General features: G+C 51.9%; 24 protein-coding genes and 1 tRNA gene. 13 read left to right on the top strand and 12 right to left on the bottom strand.

What is annotated here, in order from left to right; all coding sequences use genetic code 11:
* Window positions 1-26: 26 nt before the first annotated feature.
* Window positions 27-1,787, bottom strand: a complete 1,761-nt coding sequence (locus ACJHX3_RS05305; RefSeq protein WP_000156477.1) for a Lon protease family protein — start codon at window positions 1,785-1,787, stop codon at window positions 27-29.
* A 185-nt stretch (window positions 1,788-1,972) separates the two neighbouring features.
* Between ACJHX3_RS05305 and matP the strand changes: the two genes are divergently transcribed.
* On the top strand, window positions 1,973-2,425 hold the full coding sequence (matP, locus tag ACJHX3_RS05310; RefSeq protein ID WP_000877161.1) for a macrodomain Ter protein MatP: 453 nt from the start codon (window positions 1,973-1,975) through the stop codon (window positions 2,423-2,425).
* A gap of 75 nt (window positions 2,426-2,500) precedes the next feature.
* On the opposite strand, the gene ompA is transcribed toward matP, so the two are convergent.
* Window positions 2,501-3,553: a porin OmpA gene (ompA, locus tag ACJHX3_RS05315; RefSeq protein ID WP_094308110.1), complete on the bottom strand. Its 1,053-nt coding sequence runs from the start codon at window positions 3,551-3,553 to the stop codon at window positions 2,501-2,503.
* A gap of 356 nt (window positions 3,554-3,909) precedes the next feature.
* The gene (sulA, locus tag ACJHX3_RS05320) at window positions 3,910-4,419 is read right to left on the bottom strand and encodes an SOS-induced cell division inhibitor SulA (RefSeq protein WP_000288710.1); all 510 of its coding nucleotides are present in this window, start codon (window positions 4,417-4,419) and stop codon (window positions 3,910-3,912) included.
* Between the two features lie 218 nt (window positions 4,420-4,637).
* Here sulA and sxy point away from each other — a divergent pair, with 218 nt between their 5' ends.
* The gene (sxy, locus tag ACJHX3_RS05325) at window positions 4,638-5,267 is read left to right on the top strand and encodes a CRP-S regulon transcriptional coactivator Sxy (RefSeq protein WP_000839153.1); all 630 of its coding nucleotides are present in this window, start codon (window positions 4,638-4,640) and stop codon (window positions 5,265-5,267) included.
* Here sxy and yccS read toward each other — a convergent pair.
* The gene (gene yccS, locus ACJHX3_RS05330; protein ID WP_140427130.1) at window positions 5,230-7,392 is read right to left on the bottom strand and encodes a YccS family putative transporter; all 2,163 of its coding nucleotides are present in this window, start codon (window positions 7,390-7,392) and stop codon (window positions 5,230-5,232) included. The two genes, sxy and yccS, sit on opposite strands and share 38 nt — an antisense overlap.
* 9 nt (window positions 7,393-7,401) lie before the next feature.
* Window positions 7,402-7,848: a YccF domain-containing protein gene (locus tag ACJHX3_RS05335; protein ID WP_001261235.1), complete on the bottom strand. Its 447-nt coding sequence runs from the start codon at window positions 7,846-7,848 to the stop codon at window positions 7,402-7,404.
* A 122-nt stretch (window positions 7,849-7,970) separates the two neighbouring features.
* Between ACJHX3_RS05335 and helD the strand changes: the two genes are divergently transcribed.
* Entirely contained in the window at window positions 7,971-10,025 is a 2,055-nt protein-coding gene (gene helD / locus ACJHX3_RS05340) for a DNA helicase IV (RefSeq protein ID WP_000420538.1), read from the top strand.
* A gap of 31 nt (window positions 10,026-10,056) precedes the next feature.
* On the opposite strand, the gene mgsA is transcribed toward helD, so the two are convergent.
* Together mgsA and ACJHX3_RS05350 are read right to left on the bottom strand one after the other, a co-directional pair.
* The gene (gene mgsA / locus ACJHX3_RS05345; RefSeq protein ID WP_000424181.1) at window positions 10,057-10,515 is read right to left on the bottom strand and encodes a methylglyoxal synthase; all 459 of its coding nucleotides are present in this window, start codon (window positions 10,513-10,515) and stop codon (window positions 10,057-10,059) included.
* 96 nt (window positions 10,516-10,611) lie between these two features.
* The gene (locus ACJHX3_RS05350; protein WP_000847791.1) at window positions 10,612-11,274 is read right to left on the bottom strand and encodes a DUF2057 family protein; all 663 of its coding nucleotides are present in this window, start codon (window positions 11,272-11,274) and stop codon (window positions 10,612-10,614) included.
* A 172-nt stretch (window positions 11,275-11,446) separates the two neighbouring features.
* Between ACJHX3_RS05350 and ACJHX3_RS05355 the strand changes: the two genes are divergently transcribed.
* Window positions 11,447-11,860, top strand: coding sequence for a CoA-binding protein (locus ACJHX3_RS05355; RefSeq protein WP_001469505.1), 414 nt, complete (start codon window positions 11,447-11,449; stop codon window positions 11,858-11,860).
* Between the two features lie 44 nt (window positions 11,861-11,904).
* On the opposite strand, the gene hspQ is transcribed toward ACJHX3_RS05355, so the two are convergent.
* Together hspQ and rlmI are read right to left on the bottom strand one after the other, a co-directional pair.
* Window positions 11,905-12,222 (bottom strand): heat shock protein HspQ, encoded by a 318-nt coding sequence (gene hspQ / locus ACJHX3_RS05360; RefSeq protein WP_001295356.1) that lies wholly within the window; start codon window positions 12,220-12,222, stop codon window positions 11,905-11,907.
* 57 nt (window positions 12,223-12,279) lie between these two features.
* Window positions 12,280-13,470: a 23S rRNA (cytosine(1962)-C(5))-methyltransferase RlmI gene (rlmI, locus tag ACJHX3_RS05365; protein WP_065226498.1), complete on the bottom strand. Its 1,191-nt coding sequence runs from the start codon at window positions 13,468-13,470 to the stop codon at window positions 12,280-12,282.
* 94 nt (window positions 13,471-13,564) lie between these two features.
* Here rlmI and yccX point away from each other — a divergent pair, with 94 nt between their 5' ends.
* Window positions 13,565-13,843 (top strand): acylphosphatase, encoded by a 279-nt coding sequence (gene yccX, locus ACJHX3_RS05370; RefSeq protein WP_000048232.1) that lies wholly within the window; start codon window positions 13,565-13,567, stop codon window positions 13,841-13,843.
* Here the strand turns inward: yccX and tusE are convergent.
* The 3 genes from tusE to ACJHX3_RS05385 form a co-directional block, all read right to left on the bottom strand.
* A complete protein-coding gene (tusE, locus tag ACJHX3_RS05375; protein ID WP_000904442.1) occupies window positions 13,840-14,169 on the bottom strand; it encodes a sulfurtransferase TusE in 330 nt (109 codons plus the stop codon). The two genes, yccX and tusE, sit on opposite strands and share 4 nt — an antisense overlap.
* 90 nt (window positions 14,170-14,259) lie before the next feature.
* Window positions 14,260-14,919, bottom strand: a complete 660-nt coding sequence (gene yccA, locus ACJHX3_RS05380; RefSeq protein ID WP_000375136.1) for an FtsH protease modulator YccA — start codon at window positions 14,917-14,919, stop codon at window positions 14,260-14,262.
* Between the two features lie 206 nt (window positions 14,920-15,125).
* Window positions 15,126-15,213 (bottom strand) — tRNA-Ser (locus ACJHX3_RS05385).
* 425 nt (window positions 15,214-15,638) lie between these two features.
* Here ACJHX3_RS05385 and hyaA point away from each other — a divergent pair.
* The 8 genes from hyaA to appB all read left to right on the top strand — a co-directional run bounded on the left by hyaA (window position 15,639) and on the right by appB (window position 23,932).
* A complete protein-coding gene (gene hyaA, locus ACJHX3_RS05390; RefSeq protein ID WP_001058323.1) occupies window positions 15,639-16,757 on the top strand; it encodes a hydrogenase 1 small subunit in 1,119 nt (372 codons plus the stop codon).
* Window positions 16,754-18,547, top strand: coding sequence for a Ni/Fe-hydrogenase large subunit (gene hyaB / locus ACJHX3_RS05395; RefSeq protein WP_000107417.1), 1,794 nt, complete (start codon window positions 16,754-16,756; stop codon window positions 18,545-18,547). The genes hyaA and hyaB overlap by 4 nt, the downstream gene beginning before the upstream one ends.
* 18 nt (window positions 18,548-18,565) lie before the next feature.
* Window positions 18,566-19,273 carry a Ni/Fe-hydrogenase b-type cytochrome subunit gene (hyaC, locus tag ACJHX3_RS05400; protein WP_001186424.1) on the top strand — a complete coding sequence of 236 codons (708 nt, stop codon included), beginning with the start codon at window positions 18,566-18,568 and terminating at the stop codon, window positions 19,271-19,273.
* Window positions 19,270-19,857 (top strand): hydrogenase 1 maturation protease, encoded by a 588-nt coding sequence (gene hyaD / locus ACJHX3_RS05405; protein ID WP_094308132.1) that lies wholly within the window; start codon window positions 19,270-19,272, stop codon window positions 19,855-19,857. Before hyaC ends, hyaD begins: the two co-directional genes overlap by 4 nt.
* Window positions 19,854-20,252, top strand: a complete 399-nt coding sequence (hyaE, locus tag ACJHX3_RS05410) for a hydrogenase-1 operon protein HyaE (protein ID WP_000063978.1) — start codon at window positions 19,854-19,856, stop codon at window positions 20,250-20,252. Before hyaD ends, hyaE begins: the two co-directional genes overlap by 4 nt.
* Window positions 20,249-21,106, top strand: a complete 858-nt coding sequence (locus ACJHX3_RS05415; RefSeq protein WP_000004918.1) for a hydrogenase expression/formation protein — start codon at window positions 20,249-20,251, stop codon at window positions 21,104-21,106. The genes hyaE and ACJHX3_RS05415 overlap by 4 nt, the downstream gene beginning before the upstream one ends.
* 133 nt (window positions 21,107-21,239) lie before the next feature.
* A complete protein-coding gene (appC, locus tag ACJHX3_RS05420; RefSeq protein WP_000263563.1) occupies window positions 21,240-22,784 on the top strand; it encodes a cytochrome bd-II oxidase subunit 1 in 1,545 nt (514 codons plus the stop codon).
* A gap of 11 nt (window positions 22,785-22,795) precedes the next feature.
* Window positions 22,796-23,932 carry a cytochrome d ubiquinol oxidase subunit II gene (gene appB / locus ACJHX3_RS05425; RefSeq protein WP_000460803.1) on the top strand — a complete coding sequence of 379 codons (1,137 nt, stop codon included), beginning with the start codon at window positions 22,796-22,798 and terminating at the stop codon, window positions 23,930-23,932.
* The last annotated feature ends 6 nt before the right edge of the window (window positions 23,933-23,938 follow it).

Here is a 23,938-nt window from a genome sequence, read left to right on the forward strand (position 1 = left end):
AACACGTGTACGCTGAACAAGTCCGATCAGTTCGGAATAAACCAGTTCAGCCAACGTAATGGCCATGGAAAACGGTGACGTCCTTCCTGTTGCGATGCTTGCGCGATACGTTCCTGGATGGTTTGCATCAGCGTCGTTTGGCCTTCGCCATCCCACACCAGATTTAATAATAACGGCAGTGCGTCAGTCACATCGTCTACTGCCCAGATGGTGAATTTGCCTTCTTCTACCGCTTTCACCAGTTCACTGTGAAGACTTAAATGGCGAACGTTAGCAGTGGGGATAATGACACCTTGTTTCCCGGTTAACTCACGTTGCTGGCAAATAGCAAAGAAGCCTTCGATTTTCTCATTTAAACCACCGACCGGCTGGGCACGACCGAACTGATCGACTGAACCTGTGATAGCGATACTCTGATTCACCGGCACATCGGCGAGGGCGCTTATCAGGGCGCAGAGCTCAGCCATCGAGGCACTATCGCCATCCACTTCACTGTATGACTGCTCAAATGTCAGCGATGCTGAGAAGGGGATCTGTTGCTCAAGCTGTAGTTCCGACATCAGGAACGCCTGCATGATCATCATCCCTTTCGCATGGATATTGCCGCCAAGCTCCGCTTTGCGTTCGATGTCGGTGAATTCACCATCGCCAATATGCACAACGCAGCTAATGCGAGAAGGTTCGCCAAAAGCGCGTGGATGACCCGGAAATTCAATGACCGAAAGGGCGTTAATTTGCCCGATGCGTTCGCCTTCGGTTTCAATCAGGATTTGCTCCTGAAGAATCTCATCCTGCATGCGTTCAGCGAGGAAACCTTCGCGCCATTCACGCTGCTGTAGCATTAAGTTTAGCTGCTCGCCGGAGAAGGTGTCGCCATCGCACAGGGAGGCGACCTCTTTACACTGGCGGAGGATCCACTGCGGGCTAAGCGGAAGTGTTTCTTGTTCACCGGTGTAGCGGGCTGCTTCGCGGATAAGTACCGGCCAGGCATCCGCTCCCGGTGCAGGTAAGTGATTATGTCTGGCGGTCAATGTTACCCAGCGACACCACTGGCTTACTGACTCCGCATCGACAATCTGCAGAGTATCTTCAAATTCGCTATAAATAGCCTGCTCTGAAAGCTCTGGTTCCATCTCCTGGAAATCAGCCAATGATTCGCGTTCGCCTACCAGAATGACTTTCAGCTTCAATGGCATCGAAGGCACAGAGACGGGGAGAGGGCGCGACTCATCAAACGCAACCCAGTCAAAACGCTCGCGGTTAACGATATTTTTCAGCCGCATCCACAGCAGAGGTTGCGCCAGCAGTGTACGCAAAGAGATGATGAGAATACCGCCATTTGCCTGATGCACCAGACCTGGCTGCAGGGTAATGTCGCCATTAAACTGGCGCAGGCAGCCAAAGAGTTGTTCCGCTTCTACCCAGTCGGCAGCGACAACTTGCGTTAAAGTCGCAAAATTATCATCTGCACTCACTGCGTTACGTAAGCGGATGGTGTGCCCGGAAACCTCATAGTGACCGCCCACCAGTTGGCCTGCATCGCTTTGTAGCGCACGCGCGGCATCGGCAATAAGATTCAGATACTCAGACTCTTCCGGGGCCTTCGCCAGCATAAAAGAGGAGGATGCTCGCGTATGCAGCAACTGCTCCAGCGCAAATTGCAGTCGCGGTTGAGTATCACTGAATAAAGGATCGTTTTCGTCAATCAAATGTGGCTGAGCAAATATTTCCTGATAGCTATCGGTATCAGGAACCAGGTCACGCCATGCAAGTTTCGTAATGGTCAAAGTTGATGTTTTTTAGTCTGTTGTCAAAGCCGCGATTATACCGTAACCGGCACTGCAGCACACGTAGAAAGCACCGACAATACTCCTGGCATGGGCGTTAAAGCTCACAGGATGGAGATTCTTTTCTTCACTGACCCAAAAAGCTGATATTCTGTAAAGAGTTACACGGTAACATTGAGATCGCTATGAAATATCAACAACTTGAAAATCTTGAAAGCGGTTGGAAATGGAAGTATCTGGTGAAGAAGCACCGCGAAGGGGAGTTAATCACCCGTTACATAGAAGCCAGTGCCGCCCAGGAAGCCGTCGATGTGTTGCTCTCGCTGGAAAATGAACCCGTGCTGGTAAATGGCTGGATTGACAAGCATATGAATCCGGAACTGGTCAATCGCATGAAGCAAACCATTCGGGCCAGACGGAAGCGCCATTTTAATGCGGAACACCAGCATACGCGCAAAAAATCGATCGATCTGGAATTTATTGTCTGGCAACGTCTGGCTGGTCTTGCGCAGCGTCGCGGTAAAACGCTTTCTGAAACGATTGTTCAGCTGATTGAAGATGCGGAAAACAAAGAGAAATACGCGAATAAAATGTCTTCTTTGAAGCAGGATCTGCAGGCATTGCTGGGTAAGGAATAACTGACGAAAGTCAGTTCAATTTTCTAAAGACGAAAAAAAACCCCGCAGCAGCGGGGTTTTTTACCAGACGAGAACTTAAGCCTGCGGCTGAGTTACAACGTCTTTGATGCCTTTAACTTCGATCTCTACGCGACGATCCGGAGCCAGGCAGTCGATCAGTGCAGCACGCTGTTTCACGTTGTCACAGGTGTTGCCAGTAACCGGGTTGGATTCGCCCATACCACGTGCGGAGATTTTGTCTGCCGGGATACCTTTGGAGATCAGGTAATCAACAACAGACTGAGCACGACGCTCGGACAGACCCTGGTTGTAAGCGTCAGAACCGATGCGGTCGGTGTAACCCAGAACAACTACGGAACCGTCTTTCGGATCCAGGTTGCTCAGCTGGCTGTACAGCTGATCCAGAGCAGCCTGACCTTCCGGTTTCAGGGTTGCTTTGTTGAAGGTGAACAGAACGTCAGACTTCAGAGTGAAGTGCTTGGTCTGTACTTCCGGTGCCGCAGCTGGAGCCGGAGCAACTACTGGAGCTGCTTCGCCCTGACCGAAACGGTAGGAAACACCCAGGCTCAGCATGCCGTTGTCCGGACGAGTACCGATGGTGTGTGCGTCACCGATGTTGTTGGTCCACTGGTATTCCAGACGGGTAGCGATTTCAGGAGTGATCGCGTACTCAACACCGCCAGCGAAAACCGGAGAAACGCCGGTGTCGTGGTCTTTAAAAGATGCGCCACCAGGTACGTTAGCCTTGGTGTCTGCACGCCATACCATACCACCCAGACGAGTGTAGATGTCCAGATCGTCAGTGATTGGGTAACCCAGTTTAGCGGTCAGCTGAACGCCCTGAGCTTTGTATGCGCCGTTGATGTTGTCGCCTTTGTACGGCATACGACCTAACCAGTCGTAACCCATTTCAAAGCCAACATACGGGTTAACCTGGTAACCACCAAAAGCACCTGCACCCAGTTGGTTTTCGTGGGTCGGACCATTGTTAGGAATAAAACCAGTGTCATGGTACTGGGACCAGCCCAGTTTAGCACCAGTGTACCAGGTGTTATCTTTCGGAGCGGCCTGCGCTACGGTAGCGAAACCAGCCAGTGCCACTGCAATCGCGATAGCTGTCTTTTTCATTTTTTGCGCCTCGTTATCATCCAAAATACGCCATGAATATCTCCAACGAGATAACACGGTTAAATCCTTCACCGGGGGATCTGCTCAATATTAACTCTACCGATATCTTCGGCTTATGCCGAGCACCCCTGGCGATGTAAAGTCTACAACGTAGTTGAAAACTTACAAGTGTGAACTCCGTCAGGCATATGAAAAAAAAGTCTTGTATAAGGTACGTTTAATCTTTTTTGTCAGCGACAATTTACAGAAGAAAATCGCGGAAACCGCTTCAGACAAGCCTCCGCAAGGAAAATTAGTCACGACTGAAAGCATTGGCTGGGCGACAAAAAAAGTTCCAGGATTAATCCTAAATTTACTTAATGATACAAATTAGAGTGAATTTTTAGCCCGGAAAGTTGTCTCGTTGCGTGAGAGGATGCGCTTACCGGACGCATAATAAACCCCATAGCGTTACCTTCATTTGCCGCATCAACAAGTTCAGCATGCTCTTCTTCAGTCAAATCATCTGCCAACCAACCGATCACCACACTGTAATTGCCCGTGCGTAAAGCGCGAACCATTGACTCCACGGTGTGGCAAGGGGAGAGCTGGCTAATCTGCATCACTTTCGTTAAGGGTAGCCCAGATGCCTGAACCCATTCCCGACTCAGTTTTTGTTGCGGTGTTAACCAGAGTTGCCAGCGCGATTGCTGACCGAGTTGCTGTAACAATGGCAACAGTAGAAGTTGCGTCATCATGGGCTGATCTTCGCGATAGACAACTTCACTGATAAGCCCGGCTGTAGTGTTTTCCGTAGAGACACGCGCAATTTTACTTGCTGCAGATGAGAACGACGAAGAACGATGTGCATAGCCTGAAGTGTACATAATCAATCCAGCCCCTGTGAGTTACTGTATGGATGTACAGTACATCCGGTGACGACAAAGATCAACCCTATTTTCGGAAAGAGCCTCGCAAATTTTGTCGTTAGTGACGGGAAAACATAAATTAATCTTGCCCCTTAAGAATAAGTTGCCTATTTTCGTAGTTAACGGATCCGTTAATGTGAATCATTCTTTTATGTTATGATTTTAAAAGGAATTTTATGAAAAGCCTCTCCTATAAGCGGATCTATAAATCACAAGAATACCTGGCAACGTTGGGCACAATTGAATACCGATCATTGTTTGGTAGTTACAGCCTGACCGTTGACGACACGGTGTTTGCGATGGTTTCTGATGGTGAGTTGTATCTTCGGGCTTGTGAGCAAAGTGCACAGTACTGTGTAAAACATCCGCCTGTCTGGCTGACATATAAAAAGTGTGGCCGATCCGTTACCCTCAATTACTATCGGGTTGATGAAAGTCTATGGCGAAATCAACTGAAGCTGGTGCGTCTGTCGAAATATTCTCTCGATGCAGCGCTGAAAGAGAAAAGCACGCGCAATACCCGGGAAAGACTGAAAGATTTGCCCAATATGTCTTTTCATCTGGAAGCGATTCTCGGGGAGGTGGGGATTAAGGATGTACGGGCGTTACGTATACTTGGGGCAAAAATGTGTTGGTTGCGACTGCGGCAGCAAAACAGTCTGGTGACAGAAAAGATTCTGTTTATGCTTGAAGGGGCCATTATCGGCATTCATGAAGCTGCGCTCCCGGTGGCACGCCGCCAGGAGCTTGCAGAATGGGCTGACTCTCTTACGCCGAAACAGGAGTTTCCTGCGGAACTTGAGTAATCTGGCGTTGCAGACGACCAATCTCTGGCAGTAATGCAATCAATAACCCGACTTGTTGTACGACCAGAGGTTCTTTGCTGTCTGCCCGCGGTTCAAGTTGCTGCATTCGCTGTTTCAGGCCAGCTAATGCCTGATTGACGCGTTCTTCATCAGCAGGTTGATGATGTAGCGCGTCATCAACATAGCAAACTGCGTCATCAAGAAACGCCAGAATTTCAGGATTAGTTAACTGCTCCCGGTGAGCACCGAGGGCTGAGATATAGCTGGTAAACGTATGGTTAAGGCACAGCAACCGAAACGCGGCCTCGCGAATTTGCGGGGTAACGTTCGGCTCGCTGGACATATTTGATACCACCGACGCCAGTTCAGCATCACGGTTGTGTGCATCGCGGCGGGCAATACGATACGCCAGACGGTTATCACGCCCCTGATGGTATTGCTCCAGTATGGCATCGAGATACCGGCAGTTGGCCTCTGTGGCGCGTTCGAGCATTCGCGGCAGATTGCGAAACTTCCAGTCAGGCCAGATGTAGCTCACTGCCGCCCACGCAATGGCACAACCAATCAGCGTATCGATTACGCGAGGTAACGCCACTTCAAAACCTTCACCCAGCAAGTTAAAACACAGTAGCACCAAAAGTGTGATGAACATCGTTGCATGGGCATATTGCACGTTACGGAAGGCAAAAAAGAGCACGCCGGTAATAACCAGTAGCACCAGCTGCCCTTCCAGTGACGGCACAAACCACAGCACAGGAATGCCAATCGCGATACCTACCAGCGTCCCAATAATCCTTAACTTCAGGCGGTGGCGAGTGGCGTTATAGTTTGGCTGGCAGACAAACAAACTTGTCAGCAAGATCCAATACCCGTGATGCATTCCGGTTATCTGAATGATGGCGTAGCCGAAGCACAACACCAGCGACATTCTTACCGCATGACGGAAGAGGGCGGATTCCGGCGTGAAGTGACGGCTAAGACGCAGCCAGATATCACTCAATCCGTGCGGGCTGTCATCAGCGAGCTCATTTTCGTCATTATTATGGGGCAGTGCCTGGGCCTGTTCTGATTCAATTGTTGCCAGTTGGGCATCAATGGCGCGTAAATTGTTCAGCAAAAAACCCAGTGTTTTGAGTAAATCGGCAGGCGCGCCGTTATCGCGCATCCGCTCCAGCGCAGCATCAATATGCGTAAAAGCGCGCTCAAAATGCGGATCATGTTGATAAGGCTGACGCAGCAAAATACAGCGTGACAGTTGCTGGCACGCCTGGCCCTGCATCGACATCAGCCGCTGAAAACGGAACAGCACGTCGCTGTGGCGAAAATGTTCACGCAATGTTTGATACTGAATATGAGAAGAGCTGGCACGCTCGTGAATATCCTGTGCGACAAAGTAATAATGCAGCGTGCGACGCGTTCCCCGTTGACCACGATCGCCACGTAAGCGGGTCAGCAGCGAGAGTTTCGTCTGATTCAATGTCGCCATCAGCTGACCGTTGGCGAGTGCCAAATCGTACAGCGGTGCCTGGCTTTCATCTTCAATATCAGGATCAAACATGCGCGACTTGAGCTCAAGGTAACGCGCCAGTTGTTCATAGCAACGCGCCAGGTTGTCCTGCAGCGGGCGGACCGGGAACAGTAGATGACCAATAAGTGTCAGGACGTTGTACCAGACGGCACCGGCCAGCAGATACATCGGCTGCTGATACCAGTGCTCATACAGTGACGCCCCCAACATAGTGTAAATGGCGATCAGTAACGCACCGAAGGCAATTGTTGCATAGCGTTGACCCAGACCGCCGAGCAAAATGAAGCCGCTGGTTGAGAGCGTTAAGCCAATCGCAAATAGCCAGGGCCAGGGAAACAGCAGTTCTACTGAGGCCGAGGCGATAAAAAAGCAGAACAGCGTAATGATGAGGTTACGCAAACGTCCCGCCAGCCGGTCATCGAGATCGGTCAGCGCCGCTGCCACCATCCCCAGCGTCAGCGGAATCGTCAGTTTTACATCACCCAGCCACCACGGAAACGCTGTGGTTCCACAAAGCGCAATAAAAATACGCGCGTAATACAGCCAGGCGCTGTTCCAGGTATAGCGTTTGAGCAAAGGACTTAGCATAAAGGCCATATTAGTGGATTATTCAAAACGACGACGTGCATTGGCTTCACGCGCAGCTTGCGCTGTTTCTACCGATACCACGCGACGACCGACCGGCCATAGTGCAATAGCGGCAATTTTAAAGTTCGCAATGCCGACAGGAATGCCAATGATGGAAATACATTGTGCGATGCCCGTTGCAATGTGCATCAGGCATAACCACCAGCCAAAGAAAATCAGCCAGAAAATATTCAATACCGTACCGCCAGTATTTAGCAGCACATTTTTGCCAGCCGGGTTCAGTTCATCGACATGAATAGCTTCATTGCCATAAGGCACCAGAGACAGTTTAGTGATCTCCCAGCAGGATCGTGTCAGCGGTAAGGTAAAAATCAGCACAATACTGACCAGAGTCGCCAACAGCCAGCCCAGAGTGGTGGCAAATCCGCCAAGCACAAAGTTCAGAATGTTCAAAACGGTACGCATAAAACCTCGCTTTACTGTGGTTTTCAGTAATGGGCGGCAATTGTAACGTTTTTTTGGGCTGGAGCACGTTTTCTCTGACGGTTACACTGATAAGAAATCATTTCGTGTGGATCTACAGAGTCATGGAACTGAAAGCGACAACGCTTGGAAAACGTCTGGCACAGCACCCTTACGATCGGGCGGTGATCCTCAATGCCGGGATTAAAGTCTCCGGCGATCGCCACGAATACCTTATTCCTTTCAATCAATTACTGGCGATTCACTGTAAGCGCGGTCTGGTATGGGGCGAGCTGGAATTTGTACTGCCGGGCGAAAAAGTGGTGCGTCTGCACGGTACCGAATGGGGCGAGACGCAGCGTTTTTACCATCATCTTGATGCTCACTGGCGGCGGTGGAGTGGCGAGATGAGCGAAATTGCGTCTGGTGTTTTACGCCAGCAACTGGATTTGATTGCCACGCGCACTGGAGAAAATAAATGGCTGACGCGTGAGCAAACCTCTGGCGTTCAGCAACAAATCCGCCAGGCTTTGTCGGCGTTGCCGTTGCCGGTTAACCGACTGGAAGAATTCGATAACTGCCGTGAGGCGTGGCGTAAATGTCAGGCCTGGTTGAAAGATATTGAAAGCGCTCGGTTGCAGCATAACCAGGCGTATACCGAAGCCATGCTTACCGAGTATGCGGATTTTTTCCGCCAGGTCGAGTCTTCACCGCTGAATCCGGCGCAGGCCCGGGCAGTCGTTAATGGCGAGCATTCTCTGTTAGTGCTGGCAGGTGCAGGAAGCGGAAAAACGTCGGTGCTGGTGGCCCGTGCAGGCTGGTTGCTGGTGCGTGGTGAAGCGTCCCCTGAGCAAATTTTATTGCTGGCGTTTGGTCGCAAAGCCGCTGAAGAGATGGACGAGCGTATTCGCGAACGGCTACATACCGAAGACATTACCGCACGCACGTTTCATGCGCTGGCGCTGCATATTATTCAGCAGGGCAGCAAAAAAGTTCCGATAGTCAGCAAACTGGAAAATGATACCGCTGCCCGTCATGAACTCTTTATTGCTGAGTGGCGCAAGCAATGCAGCGAAAAGAAAGCGCAGGCGAAGGGCTGGCGGCAATGGCTGACGGAAGAAATGCAGTGGTCAGTGCCAGAAGGTAACTTCTGGGATGATGAAAAATTACAGCGTCGTCTTGCCTCACGCCTCGATCGTTGGGTAAGTCTGATGCGGATGCACGGTGGCGCACAGGCAGAAATGATTGCCAGTGCACCCGAAGAGATTCGCGATCTGTTCAGTAAACGTATCAAGTTGATGGCCCCGTTATTAAAAGCCTGGAAAGGTGCGCTGAAGGCAGAAAACGCTGTCGATTTTTCGGGCCTTATTCACCAGGCGATTGTGATTCTGGAGAAAGGTCGCTTTATCAGCCCGTGGAAGCATATTCTGGTTGATGAATTTCAGGATATCTCGCCGCAGCGCGCAGCGTTGTTAGCGGCATTACGCAAGCAAAACAGTCAGACGACGTTGTTCGCCGTTGGTGATGACTGGCAGGCGATTTATCGCTTCAGCGGTGCGCAAATGTCGCTCACCACCGCTTTCCATGAAAACTTTGGTGAAGGTGATCGCTGCGATTTAGACACGACTTACCGTTTTAACAGTCGTATCGGTGAGGTGGCAAACCGGTTTATTCAGCAGAACCCAGGCCAGCTGAAAAAGCCGCTAAACAGCTTAACCAATGGAGACAAAAAAGCCGTCACGTTATTGGATGAGAGCCATCTTGACGCTTTGCTGGATAAGCTCTCTGGTTATGCCAAACCGGAAGAGCGCATTCTGATCCTGGCGCGTTACCATCACATGAGGCCTGCCAGCCTGGAAAAAGCGGCAACACGCTGGCCGAAGTTGCAAATCGACTTTATGACCATTCATGCCAGCAAAGGGCAACAGGCGGATTACGTCATCATCGTTGGCTTGCAGGAGGGGAGTGATGGTTTTCCGGCTGCGGCGCGGGAGTCGATTATGGAAGAGGCGCTACTGCCACCGGTTGAGGATTTCCCGGACGCTGAAGAACGGCGGTTAATGTACGTGGCGCTGACCCGGGCACGCCATCGGGTATGGGCACTGTTTAACAAAGAGAATCCCTCTCCATTTGTCGAAATACTGAAAAATCTGGATGTGCCGGTGGCGAGAAAACCGTAAGAAACAGGTGGCGTTTGCCACCTGTGCAATATTACTTCAGACGGTCCGCGAGATAACGCTGATAATCGGGGATCAGAATATCGACCGCGTCGTTGAAATGCGGCGACTGGATAATGAAGTCTGCCGTTGCCACGTTGGTGGCGACCGGAATGTTCCATACCGTCGCCAGACGCAGCAAGGCTTTCACGTCAGGGTCGTGCGGCACGGCGTTTAGTGGGTCCCAGAAGAAAATCAATACATCAATTTTCCCTTCTGAGATCAATGCGCCAACCTGCTGGTCACCCCCCATTGGGCCACTCAACATCGCGTTGACGTTCATGCCGGTTGCACGGGAAATCAAGTTACCGGTAGTGCCTGTTGCATACAGTACGTGTTGTTCCAGTAACGGTTGATGTCGTTCCACCCAGCTCATCAGCATTTGTTTGCAGTGATCGTGTGCCACCAGCGCAATATGTTTCCGCGCAGGTAAAGTGCGTGTCGTCAGTTCCATAATGTTACATCCGTAGTTAACTTTCCTACAGATTACTGTAAGCACTTATCGCTGCAAGATAAAGACCGAAAAAGCCTGCGCACAGGCACAAAAATCTCAGGAAGATGGTTGTTTTTCCGCCCATTGCAGGAAAGTATTTCGCGTTTGTGGGTCAGCCAGTTTAAACCAATACTTCAGCCGTTGTTCTGTGAGCACCTGAGACTGCGGTGGAATAGCATCTAGCTCGGAAACACCCGAAAGCAGCGTACTGTCATCTGCCATCATCGTGGCAAATTGCGGTAGTGAAGCGCGTTTCGCGGATTTGTTATAGCGTTCAACCTCGACCTCATAATCAATCGTTTTTGCCGTTGAGGTAATGGCGAGAATATCCAGCTTTACCGGAATCGGCGTCGCATCGCCATCCAACAATTCAAGGCGCGGCGCGGCATCAAAATGGTTAGCTTCCCGCTCATTCTCCAGACGAGGCAGGCGAAAATTGACCTGGTTGATGAGCTGGGTATTAAAACTGACCACCAGCGGTGGGGAGATATACAGCCGTTCTTCACTATTGGAAAGATGAATCGTCTTCTCAACGCGAAACACTAACTGATGCGGTCCATTATCCAGTTCAATGCTGTCCGCACCGCGCAGCAGAGAGCTGGAAACCTTTTTACCGTCGAGTACCAGAAGATCGACATCGGTTGAAAGCCGCAGCGTGGTGGCAAAAACGGATACCGGCAAACATAATGCAATCAAGGTGGTCACGATGCCGGTTTTCATAGGTAGCTCCTGTCAAAAGACCGCCCGAATAATAATGTGTCAAAATTTTTCTTTAATCATACTTACTAACATATAGACATATTTCCCGCTTTTGCTCTCATTCATTCGTATTAGCTGCATGGTTGGCATGTCGGCTTTGTCGTACACTTTGTTAAACAGTCTGGAGGAAATAATGAAAGAAACCGATATTGCAGGCATTTTAACGTCCACTCACACCATTGCGCTGGTGGGGGCAAGCGACAAACCCGATCGTCCCAGCTATCGCGTGATGAAATATCTACTCGACCAGGGGTATCACGTCATTCCGGTTTCACCAAAAGTTGCCGGCAAAACGCTGCTGGGCCAGCAGGGGTATGGCACGCTGGCAGAAGTTCCTGAAAAAGTCGATATGGTCGATGTTTTCCGGAATTCAGAAGCGGCGTGGGGCGTAGCGCAGGAAGCGATCGCCATCGGCGCGAAAACCCTCTGGATGCAACTGGGGGTGATTAATGAGCAAGCGGCAGTACTGGCTCGGGATGCCGGATTAAATGTAGTGATGAATCGCTGCCCGGCTATTGAGATCCCTCGCCTGGGCCTGGCCAAATAAAAAATCCCCGGAAGGCAAAAACCTTCCGGGGATTTGTTAAGGGATTAGTTACGCAGACGCGGGGCCTGGAGTTGTTTGCGGATGGTCTGCGCCAGCTCATCCATGGATGGCTGTTCAGGATGTTCATCCTGCAATTCGCTACTTAGCTGGGCTTCAGCCAGGTAGGTATGAACCGGTAGGCCGTTATCGTCCTCCATCACCACGTGATACCACGGAGCGGCGCGAAGCTCGTCATTCACCGCCAGCTCATCAGGCGACGGTTCAGAGAGCGAATAAACCGGGTCGATATCCACGACCACTCCGAGATAACCTAACAGGGAATGGCGGACCTGCTGGCCGATACCGAATTTGCTGGCAATCATAGTCACCTCCCGGGAAATCTTTACCTTTGATATAAGGGTAAAATTCCACATTTCAAGTTACATGACGCGACAGGCAAACCCTTTCAGATATAGCCCTTCCGGGTAGGTAGCGATCACCGGATGATCGGCTGCCTGACGGAACTGCTCTATAAATTGTACATCACGGCCGGCATCAATTGCGGCATCCGCGATGATTTTCTGAAATAAATCGCTGGTCATCAGACCGGAACAGGAGAAAGTCAGGAGAATACCGCCTTCATTCAGCAACTGAATCGCCAGCATGTTGATATCTTTATAGCCACGACACGCGCCCATCAACTGGCTTTTATTCTCAACAAACTTCGGCGGGTCCATCACGATAACGTCAAATTTTTCACCGCGATCGCGATAGGTTCGCAGCAATTTAAAGACATCATCACGGACAAACTCAGCCTTGCTCAGATCCAGTTTGTTCAGCTCAACGTTCTGCCGTGCAATATCCAGGGCTTCCTGGGAGGTATCAACGCTGACAACCTGGCTGCAACCGCCCATCAGTGCCGATACGGCGAAACCACCGGTATAGGAGAAACAGTTCAGTACGCGTTTATTTTCAACGTAGCGGCGGGTAGCCAGGCGGCTGTCACGCTGGTCCAGGTAGTAGCCCGTTTTGTGCCCGTGCTGTATGTCCACCAGCAGCTTCATGCCGTGTTCTTCAATCGGCAGCAGGGCAGGCGGTAGCTCTCCGGTAACGGGGCCCTGGGTCAGTTCCATCCCTTCTTTTTTACGTACCGCAACGTCGCTGCGATCGTAAATCGCACATTCCGGGTACAGCGTTTGCAGGGCACTAATTAATGCTGCGCGCTGATATTCTGCGCCAGCACTCAGCAATTGCAGCACCAGAAAATTACCGAAACGATCGATAGTAATACCCGGCAGGCCATCAGATTCACCGGCGATTAAACGATAGCTGTCGAGGCCATCTTTTTGTGCCAGCCAGTCACGCCATTTTTGTGCTTGCTGCAAACGGCGGGTAAAAAAAGCAATGTCGATAGACTCTGACGGGTCAAACGTCCAGACGCGCGCCCGGATTTGCGAAGCTGGCGAATAAGCGCCGCGTGCTAACCATTTTCCCTGATGATCAACAATATCGATGGTTTCACCGAGGCTGGCTTTACCTTCCATGCGGGCAACGGCCCCGGAAAAGACCCACGGATGGCGACGAAGTAATGATTTTTCGCGCCCTTTGGCTAACACTAAACGTACACTCATAATTTACTTTTCTATCGATGCAAAGAAATGGGCGTCATTGTCCGGAGTTTTCCATGGATTTGCAACGCGTCCATTAAGGATAAGGAGAGCAGCAATGTCGAAAGTCTGCATAATTGCCTGGGTTTACGGGCGAGTTCAGGGCGTAGGATTCCGCTACACCACGCAGTACGAAGCGAAAAAACTGGGACTAACCGGGTACGCCAAAAATCTTGACGATGGCAGCGTGGAAGTGGTTGCCTGCGGTGAAGAAGGGCAGGTGGAAAAATTAATGCAGTGGTTAAAAAGTGGCGGCCCGCGTTCTGCACGTGTGGAACGGGTGCTCAACGAGCCGCATCATCCCTCGGGGGAATTAACCGATTTTCGTATCCGTTAAATACATTTTACCGGTTTTGGCAGGCCAGCAATTTTGGTGGCTTGCTTAGCCGGACCTTTCGGAAACAGTCGGTATAAATAGCGGCTGTTACCTTTTTCTTCGCCAAATTTATTCGCCATCGCTTTTACCAGCATACGAATCGCCGGAGAAGTATTGAATTCCAGATAGAAATCACGCACAAAACGCACCACTTCCCAGTGTTCTGGTGACAGCGAAATCCCTTCGTTCTCTGCAATCACCACTGCCAGCGGCTCACTCCACTGGCTGCTTTCTTTGAGATAGCCTTCGGTATCCGTTTCTATCTCTTTACCTTCGAAGATCAGCATAATTATTACTACCTTAATCAGACTGGCGGCAGTGTAACAAAAAACAAAGCCCCGCATAAAGCGAGGCTATGAAAGTGTTAGCGGGTGAGATTAATCGCGGCTGGCGAAGCCCAGAATGCTCAGCAGGCTGACGAAGATGTTGTACAGCGAAACATACAGGCTAACCGTGGCACGAATATAGTTCGTTTCACCGCCATGAATGATGTTGCTGGTTTCAAACAAAATAGCGCCAGAGGAGATCAGAATGAAGACCGCGCTGATCGCCAGATGCAGAGCAGGCAGTTGCAGGAAGATATTAGCAACCATACCAATCAGCACCACCACAATACCCGCCATCAGCATACCGCCGAGGAACGACATATCTTTGCGGGTGGTCAGCACATACGCAGAGCAGCAGAAGAACACTAACGCCGTTCCGCCCAGTGCCATAGCGATTACGTCACCCATTCCAGCAGACAGATAGGTATTCAGAATTGGTCCGAGGATATAACCCAGAAAACCGGTAAAGGCGAATGCGGAGATAATCCCGGTCGGCTTATTCGCCGTTTTATAGGTCAGGAACATCAAACCATACATACCCACCAGCGTCAAAATCAGACCCGGAGATGGCAGCATCAGCACCGTACTGGCAGTTGCGGTAATCGCCGAAAAGGCCAGCGTCAGGCTCAGCAGAAAATAGGTATTACGCAGCACCTTATGGGTGCTAAGCAGCGATGTACGGTCATGTGAAGAACTAACAATACGATCCATTGAGTCACTCTCTATGACAGATGTAATTAATTAAGCAGCATAATGATAATGCGTAAGGGCACCCAGAAGTTTTACCCATCTTTACGCATTTGATCTGGAACAGGTTTAACAGCGGATTATCAGGTCATTAAGCAAATATAACGCCCTGAGAATTTCGACAGGCAAAAGAAAAAGGGGTTAGCATTTAGCTAACCCCTTATCTTATTTGGCGGAAGCGCAGAGATTCGAACTCTGGAACCCTTTCGGGTCGCCGGTTTTCAAGACCGGTGCCTTCAACCGCTCGGCCACACTTCCGGAATGACGCGCACTATAAACATCCCGATGCGGCGTGTAAACCCCTAATTTGTTTGTTTGCCTGAAAAACAGCCAAAAGTGCATTGATAGCGTGAAATAACAGCAGATTGATCATTTCATCACCATGAATTCCTTCTCTTTTACTCGTTTAGCAACCGGCTAAACATCCCCACCGCCCGGCCAAAGAAAAATAGGTCCATTTTTATCGCTAAAAGATAAATCCACACAGTTTGTATTGTTTTGTGCAAAAGTTTCACTACGCTTTATTAACATTACTTTCTGGCGACGTGCGCCAGTGCAGAAGGATGAGCTTTCGTTTTCAGCATCTCACGTGAAGCGATGGTTTGCCTTGCTACAGGGACGTCGCTTGCCGACCATAAGCGCCCGGTGTCCTGCCGGTGTCGCAAGGAGAAGAGACGTGCGATATGAATAACGAGGAAACATTTTACCAGGCCATGCGGCGTCAGGGCGTTACCCGGCGCAGCTTTCTCAAATATTGCAGTCTGGCTGCAACGTCGCTGGGATTAGGCGCGGGGATGGCACCAAAGATTGCCTGGGCGCTGGAGAACAAACCCCGCATTCCGGTGGTGTGGATCCACGGTCTGGAATGCACCTGCTGTACCGAATCTTTTATCCGCTCCGCTCACCCACTGGCGAAGGACGTCATCCTTTCCCTGATTTCCCTCGATTACGACGATACTTTGATGGCTGCCGCCGGAACCCAGGCGGAAGAAGTCTTTGAAGACATCATCACGCAATACAATGGCAAATATATCCTCGCAGTAGAAGGTAATCCGCCGCTGGGCGAGCAGGGGATGTTTTGTATCAGCAGCGGTCGACCGTTTATTGAGAAACTCAAACGTGCCGCTGCCGGAGCCAGTGCAATTATTGCCTGGGGCACCTGTGCGTCCTGGGGCTGTGTACAAGCCGCGCGACCTAACCCGACGCAGGCAACGCCTATCGATAAAGTCATTACCGACAAACCGATCATTAAAGTGCCAGGCTGCCCGCCAATCCCGGATGTGATGAGCGCCATCATTACTTACATGGTGACCTTTGATCGTCTGCCGGATGTCGACAGAATGGGCCGTCCATTGATGTTCTATGGTCAGCGAATCCACGATAAATGTTATCGCCGCGCTCACTTTGACGCCGGAGAGTTCGTGCAGAGTTGGGACGATGACGCTGCCCGCAAAGGTTACTGCCTGTACAAAATGGGCTGCAAAGGGCCTACCACCTATAACGCCTGTTCCTCCACACGCTGGAACGATGGCGTTTCTTTCCCAATCCAGTCAGGTCACGGCTGCCTGGGTTGTGCGGAAAATGGTTTCTGGGATCGCGGTTCGTTCTACAGCCGCGTGGTCGATATTCCACAAATGGGTACTCATTCCACCGCCGATACCGTCGGTTTAACCGCGCTTGGCGTGGTGGCAGCGGCTGTTGGTGTGCACGCAGTTGCCAGCGCCGTTGACCAACGCAGACGTCATAACCAGCAACCTACAGAAACCGAACATCAGCCAGGCAATGAGGATAAACAGGCATGAGCACTCAGTACAAAACTCAGGGATACACCATCAATAATGCCGGACGCCGCCTGGTGGTCGACCCGATTACGCGCATTGAAGGCCACATGCGCTGCGAAGTGAATATCAACGATCAGAATGTAATCACCAATGCCGTCTCCTGCGGCACCATGTTTCGCGGGCTGGAGATCATCCTGCAAGGGCGCGACCCGCGCGATGCGTGGGCGTTCGTTGAACGTATCTGCGGCGTCTGTACTGGCGTACACGCCCTGGCTTCGGTTTACGCCATCGAAGATGCCATCGGTATTAAAGTGCCGGACAACGCCAATATCATCCGCAACATTATGCTGGCAACGCTCTGGTGCCACGATCATCTGGTGCACTTCTATCAGCTTGCCGGGATGGACTGGATCGATGTGTTAGATGCGCTGAAAGCCGACCCGCGGAAAACCTCCGAACTGGCGCAAAGTCTCTCCTCATGGCCGAAATCATCCCCTGGCTATTTCTTCGACGTACAAAATCGCCTGAAGAAATTCGTTGAAGGCGGGCAGTTGGGGATCTTCCGCAATGGCTACTGGGGGCACCCGCAGTACAAACTGCCGCCAGAAGCTAACCTGATGGGCTTTGCCCACTATCTCGAAGCTCTCGATTTCCAGCGTGAAATTGTCAAAATCCACGCGGTCTTTGGCGGTAAAAACCCGCATCCAAACTGGATTGTCGGCGGGATGCCTTGCGCCATTAACATTGACGAAAGCGGCGCGGTCGGGGCGGTCAATATGGAACGCCTGAACCTGGTGCAGTCAATTATCACCCGCACGGCGGACTTCATTAACAACGTGATGATCCCCGACGCCTTAGCCATCGGCCAGTTCAACAAACCGTGGAGCGAAATCGGCACGGGTCTTTCTGATAAATGCGTTCTCAGTTACGGCGCGTTCCCGGATATCGCCAACGACTTTGGCGAGAAAAGTCTGCTGATGCCTGGCGGCGCGGTGATTAACGGCGACTTCAACAATGTGCTGCCAGTGGATTTGGTTGATCCGCAGCAGGTGCAGGAGTTTGTCGACCACGCCTGGTATCGATATCCCAACGATCAGGTCGGGCGTCATCCGTTCGATGGCATCACCGACCCGTGGTACAACCCCGGCGATGTCAAAGGCAGCGATACCAACATTCAGCAGCTGAATGAACAGGAACGCTACTCGTGGATCAAAGCGCCACGCTGGCGCGGTAATGCGATGGAAGTGGGGCCGCTGGCACGCACGTTAATCGCTTATCACAAAGGCGATGCTGCGACCGTTGAGTCGGTTGATCGCATGATGTCGGCGTTGAACCTGCCGCTTTCCGGCATCCAGTCAACGTTGGGCCGCATTTTGTGTCGCGCGCACGAAGCGCAGTGGGCCGCAGGTAAGTTGCAGTATTTCTTCGACAAGCTGATGACCAACCTGAAAAACGGCAATCTCGCCACTGCTTCCACTGAAAAATGGGAACCTACAACCTGGCCGACAGAGTGCCGTGGCGTCGGCTTTACCGAAGCGCCGCGCGGGGCGTTAGGCCACTGGGCTGCCATTCGCGATGGCAAGATTGATCTCTATCAGTGCGTGGTGCCGACCACCTGGAATGCCAGCCCGCGCGATCCCAAAGGGCAGATTGGCGCTTATGAAGCGGCGCTGATGAACACCAAAATGGCGATCCCCGAGCAACCGCTGGAGATCCTGCGTACTCTGCACAGCTTTGACCCGTGCCTCGCCTGTTCAACACACGTGCTGGGCGACGACGGTAGCGAGCTGATCTCCGTGCAGGTGCGTTAACAGCGAAGGAGAATCATCATGCAACAGAAAAGCGACAACGTTGTCAGTCACTATGTCTTTGAAGCACCCGTGCGGATATGGCACTGGCTGACGGTGTTATGCATGGCGGTGTTGATGGTCACCGGTTACTTTATCGGCAAGCCGCTACCTTCCGTCAGTGGCGAGGCGACGTATCTGTTCTATATGGGCTACATCAGGTTAATTCACTTCAGCGCCGGGATGGTTTTTACCGTGGTCTTGCTGATGCGGATCTACTGGGCTTTTGTTGGCAATCGCTACTCCCGCGAGCTGTTTATCGTGCCAGTATGGCGTAAAAGCTGGTGGCAGGGCGTGTGGTATGAAATCCGCTGGTATCTGTTTCTGGCAAAACGTCCGAGTGCCGATATTGGCCATAACCCCATCGCCCAGGCGGCGATGTTCGGCTATTTCCTGATGTCAGTTTTTATGATCATCACCGGCTTTGCGCTATACAGCGAACACAGCCAGTACGCTATTTTTGCGCCGTTCCGTTATGTGGTGGAATTTTTCTACTGGACGGGCGGCAACTCAATGGACATTCACAGCTGGCATCGGCTGGGGATGTGGCTGATTGGCGCGTTTGTGATCGGTCATGTCTACATGGCGCTGCGTGAAGACATCATGTCCGACGACACAGTGATCTCCACCATGGTCAACGGCTATCGTAGCCACAAATTTGGCAAAATAAGTAACAAGGAGCGTTCATGAGCGAGCAACGCGTGGTGGTAATGGGGCTGGGCAACCTGCTGTGGGCCGATGAAGGCTTCGGCGTGCGGGTGGCGGAACGGCTGTATGCCCATTACCACTGGCCCGAGTATGTGGAGATTGTCGATGGCGGTACTCAGGGACTGAACTTGCTGGGGTATGTCGAAAGCGCCAGTCACTTGTTGATCCTCGATGCCATTGATTACGGGCTGGAACCCGGAACGCTGCGAACCTATGCCGGAGAACGCATTCCGGCTTATCTCAGCGCGAAGAAAATGAGCCTGCACCAGAACAGTTTCTCCGAAGTGGTGGCGCTGGCAGATATCCGCGGACATCTGCCAGCACATATTGCCCTCGTCGGTCTGCAACCCGCAATGCTCGACGACTACGGCGGCAGCCTGAGCGAACTGGCACGGGAGCAACTGCCCGCAGCGGAACAGGCGGCGCTGGCGCAGCTGGCTGCATGGGGAATTGTGCCGCAACCGGCTAATGAATCGCGCTGTCTCAATTATGACTGTCTGTCGATGGAAAATTATGAAGGCATTCGCTTGCGCCAGTACCGGATGACGTTGGAGGAGCAGAGATGAGCAACGACACGCCATTTGATGCGTTGTGGCAACGAATGCTGGCGCGCGGCTGGACGCCGGTCAGTGAATCCCGTCTTGACGACTGGCTTACGCAAGCGCCAGACGGCGTGGTGTTATTAAGCAGTGACCCGAAACGCACGCCAGAGGTCAGCGATAATCCGGTAATGATTGGCGAATTACTGCGCGAGTTTCCCGACTACACATGGCAGGTGGCGATTGCTGACCTTGAGCAGAGCGAAGCCATCGGCGATCGCTTTGGCGTCTTTCGCTTTCCCGCCACATTAGTGTTTACCGGCGGAAACTATCGCGGCGTGCTGAATGGTATTCACCCGTGGGCGGAACTGATAAACCTGATGCGTGGGCTTGTCGAACCACAACAGGAGCGTGCCTCATGAGCGAAACTTTTTTCCATCTGCTGGGGCCAGGAACGCAACCGAACGATGACAGTTTCAGCATGAATCCACTGCCGATCACCTGTCAGGTGAATGATGAACCGAGTATGGCGGCCCTGGAGCAATGTGCTCACAGCCCGCAGGTGATTGCGCTGTTAAACGAGTTACAACATCAACTAAGTCAACGCCAGCCGCCGTTGGGCGAGGTGCTGGCAGTCGATCTGTTAAATCTCAACGCCGACGATCGTCACTTTATCAATACGCTTCTCGGGGAAGGGGAAGTGTCAGTGCGCATTCAGCAGGCTGACGACAGTGAAAGTGAAATACAGGAGGCGATCTTCTGCGGATTATGGCGGGTGCGCAGACGTCGCGGCGAAAAGTTGCTGGAGGACAAACTGGAGGCTGGCTGCGCGCCGCTGGCGTTGTGGCAGGCGGCAACGCAAAATCTCTTGCCGACAGATTCGCTGTTACCGCCGCCCATTGATGGCCTGATGAATGGCCTACCGTTGGCGCATGAGTTACTGGCACATGTACGTAACCCCGACGCGCAGCCGCACAGCATTAATCTGACGCAATTACCCATCAGCGAGGCTGATCGGCTTTTTCTCTCACGTCTCTGTGGGCCGGGAAATATTCAGATTCGCACCATTGGCTATGGCGAGAGCTATATCAACGCCACGGGGTTACGCCATGTCTGGCATTTACGCTGTACGGACACCTTAAAAGGCCCGTTACTGGAAAGTTATGAAATCTGCCCAATACCGGAAGTGGTGCTGGCAGCGCCAGAAGATTTGGTCGACTCAGCGCAGCGGCTTAGCGAGGTATGTCAGTGGCTGGCGGAAGGTGCACCGACGTAAAAAGACGGTAAGTATCGCTTTCAGTCTTATGAATATCGCAATCGGCGAATACCTCTGGTCGTAGAGTTTCAGGATAAAGAGGGAGATCTACCATTATCGGGTTATTTTTCTCTCTTCGCCTACAGGAGTGCGCATGTGGGATGTCATTGATTTATCGCGCTGGCAGTTTGCACTGACCGCGCTGTATCACTTTTTATTTGTACCCCTTACCCTGGGGCTGATTTTTTTGCTGGCTATCATGGAAACCATTTACGTGGTCACCGGCAAAACAATCTACCGCGATATGACGCGCTTCTGGGGTAAGCTCTTCGGTATCAACTTTGCTCTTGGCGTGGCTACCGGCCTGACCATGGAGTTTCAGTTTGGTACTAACTGGTCATTCTATTCCAACTATGTGGGCGATATTTTTGGCGCACCGCTGGCGATGGAAGCATTAATGGCCTTCTTCCTCGAATCCACCTTTGTCGGGCTGTTCTTCTTCGGCTGGCAGCGGCTGAATAAATACCAGCACCTGCTGGTGACGTGGCTGGTGGCGTTCGGTTCAAATCTCTCTGCATTGTGGATATTGAATGCCAACGGTTGGATGCAATACCCGACCGGTGCGCATTTTGATATCGACACCCTGCGTATGGAGATGACCAGTTTCAGCGAGTTGGTCTTTAACCCGGTCAGCCAGGTGAAATTTGTGCACACCGTAATGGCGGGCTACGTGACCGGGGCCATGTTTATTATGGCGATCAGCGCCTGGTATTTACTGCGCGGACGGGAGCGCGATGTTGCATTACGCTCGTTTGCCATCGGTTCCGTCTTCGGTACTCTGGCGATTATCGGTACGCTGCAACTCGGAGATAGTTCGGCGTATGAAGTCGCGCAAGTACAACCGGTAAAACTGGCGGCAATGGAAGGGGAGTGGCAAACGGAACCTGCACCTGCACCGTTCCATGTGGTTGCCTGGCCGGAACAGGATCAAGAGCGTAACGCCTTTGCTATCAAAATTCCCGCGCTGCTAGGGATCCTCGCCACTCACTCATTAGATAAACCCGTGCCGGGTCTGAAGAATTTGATGGCTGAAACCTACCCACGCTTGCAACGCGGACGTATGGCCTGGCTGTTAATGCAGGAAATATCGCAAGGCAATCGTGAGCCGCATGTGTTGCAGGCATTCCGGGAACTGGAAGGTGACCTGGGCTACGGCATGTTGCTCTCCCGCTATGCGCCGGATATGAATCATGTCACAGCCGCACAGTACCAGGCGGCGATGCGTGGCGCGATACCTCAGGTTGCGCCGGTATTCTGGAGTTTCCGCATCATGGTGGGCTGTGGTTCCCTGCTGCTACTGGTGATGCTGATTGCGCTTGTCCAGACGCTGCGTGGCAAAATCGACCAGCATCGCTGGGTGCTGAAAATGGCGCTCTGGAGTTTGCCGTTGCCGTGGATTGCGATTGAAGCCGGGTGGTTTATGACCGAGTTTGGTCGTCAGCCGTGGGCGATACAGGACATCTTACCTACATACTCCGCGCACTCCGCTTTAACCACAGGACAACTGGCTTTCTCACTGATCATGATCGTAGGGCTTTACACCCTGTTCTTAATCGCCGAAGTCTATCTGATGCAGAAATATGCCCGTCTGGGGCCGAGCGCGATGCAGAGTGAACAACCGACGCAGCAACAGGGGTAAAGGAGAAAATCATGTTTGATTATGAAACATTGCGCTTCATCTGGTGGCTGCTGATTGGCGTGATCCTGGTGGTCTTTATGATCTCCGACGGATTTGACATGGGGATCGGCTGTTTGCTGCCGCTGGTGGCGCGTAATGATGATGAACGTCGGATAGTGATTAATAGCGTTGGTGCGCACTGGGAAGGCAATCAGGTCTGGTTGATCCTCGCAGGTGGGGCATTATTTGCCGCCTGGCCCAGAGTGTATGCAGCGGCGTTTTCCGGCTTTTATGTGGCGATGATCCTGGTGCTGTGCTCGCTGTTCTTCCGCCCGCTGGCCTTTGATTATCGCGGAAAAATTGCCGATGCACGCTGGCGTAAAATGTGGGATGCCGGTCTGGTCATCGGCAGTCTGGTGCCGCCGGTAGTCTTCGGTATCGCCTTCGGCAACTTGTTGCTCGGCGTGCCGTTTGCCTTCACACCGCAATTACGCGTGGAGTATCTCGGCAGCTTCTGGCAACTGCTGACGCCATTCCCTTTATTGTGCGGATTGCTCAGCCTTGGGATGGTGATTTTGCAAGGTGGCGTCTGGTTACAACTGAAAACTGTTGGTGTGATTCATCTGCGTTCACAGCTGGCGACTAAACGCGCTGCACTACTGGTGATGCTGTGCTTTTTGCTGGCGGGTTACTGGCTGTGGGTCGGTATTGATGGCTTTGTACTGCTCGCCCAGGATGCTAACGGTCCTTCCAATCCGTTAATGAAACTGGTGGCAGTGCTACCTGGTGCCTGGATGAATAATTTTGTCGAGTCGCCCGTTTTGTGGATCTTCCCGCTGCTGGGGTTCTTCTGCCCATTGCTGACGGTGATGGCGATTTATCGTGGTCGCCCGGGTTGGGGATTTTTGATGGCGTCATTGATGCAATTTGGCGTGATTTTCACGGCAGGCATCACGCTGTTCCCCTTTGTCATGCCGTCAAGCGTGAGTCCGATCTCCAGCCTGACGTTGTGGGACAGTACTTCCAGCCAGCTGACGCTGAGCATTATGTTGGTAATCGTGCTGATATTTTTGCCCATTGTGTTGCTCTACACTCTCTGGAGCTACTACAAAATGTGGGGGCGCATGACAACAGAAACTCTCCGCCGTAACGAAAACGAGTTGTACTAAGGAGCA

Source organism: Escherichia sp. WS1265 (genome assembly GCF_046487585.1).
In the GTDB taxonomy this organism is placed as follows: Bacteria; Pseudomonadota; Gammaproteobacteria; order Enterobacterales; family Enterobacteriaceae; genus Escherichia; species Escherichia coli.